This is a genomic window from Cupriavidus basilensis OR16 (assembly GCF_000243095.1).
Classification (GTDB): domain Bacteria; phylum Pseudomonadota; class Gammaproteobacteria; order Burkholderiales; family Burkholderiaceae; genus Cupriavidus; species Cupriavidus basilensis_D.
Genome location: NZ_AHJE01000234.1, coordinates 1 through 798, shown reverse-complemented (window position 1 = coordinate 798; position 798 = coordinate 1). Strand labels below are relative to the sequence as shown.

Below are 798 nucleotides of genomic sequence, written 5' to 3'. Positions count from 1 at the left end.
ATTGCTGCCGTCAGGGTGGTCTTACCATGGTCAACGTGACCGATCGTACCAACGTTCACGTGCGGTTTAGTCCGCGAGAACTTTTCCTTTGCCATTTCGCGACTCCTGTGTCGGTAGCGATATTGCTAGTGCGGTATTTGGTGCCCATGGGCAGGATCGAACTGCCGACCTCTCCCTTACCAAGGGAGTGCTCTACCACTGAGCCACATGGGCGAAACTTGAATGCTGCTTTCTAGAACTGCAAGAACCCGGGCAATCTGGAGCGGGTGAAGGGAATCGAACCCTCGTCGTAAGCTTGGAAGGCTTCTGCTCTACCATTGAGCTACACCCGCCGGGTTACCACGCTTTCTGCTTCACTTTTTTGCTTCACCCACACCTGCCGGGTACTCACTACTGCAATTCTTGGTGGAGAGGGTTGGATTCGAACCAACGTAGGCGTAAGCCAACAGATTTACAGTCTGCCCCCTTTAGCCACTCGGGCACCTCTCCGCAGTGAACTTCTGATTATGGTGTAACTTTCCTTGGCTGTCAAGCACTTTCCGTACTATGCAAAGTAGGGAAGGACAGGTCTTGGAGCATTGAACCTGGCACCAGCTAGGCTGCCCGATCGCACCATCATCGTCGGCATTCAATAAAGAACACCTTCACCCTATAGGGGCTCGCCATAGCCTCTAAAACGGCTTCTGGCGGCCGCTTGGGCCCGCCTTGCTGCGCGTAGAGCTGGCTCGCCAGACCGCGCTCTTGGGCGCTGGCCAAGCCTGATCGACATAATCGATCGCGCAAAAGCAAAACCCCCCA

The 798-nt window shown here is 54.9% G+C and carries 2 protein-coding genes and 3 tRNA genes; all 5 read right to left on the bottom strand.

The genetic code is table 11. The features are described 5' to 3' along the window. Positions 1-95 (bottom strand): GTP-binding protein (locus OR16_RS42445; protein WP_202801129.1); only part of this gene is annotated, 95 nt, incomplete at its 3' end. Between the two features lie 43 nt (positions 96-138). Continuing rightward, positions 139-213: transfer RNA gene (locus OR16_RS38320), tRNA-Thr, on the bottom strand. Between the two features lie 45 nt (positions 214-258). Continuing rightward, a tRNA-Gly gene (locus tag OR16_RS38315) sits at positions 259-332 on the bottom strand. Between the two features lie 71 nt (positions 333-403). Continuing rightward, a tRNA-Tyr gene (locus OR16_RS38310) sits at positions 404-489 on the bottom strand. Between the two features lie 126 nt (positions 490-615). Then, positions 616-798 (bottom strand): hypothetical protein (locus OR16_RS47010; protein WP_237717390.1); only part of this gene is annotated, 183 nt, incomplete at its 5' end.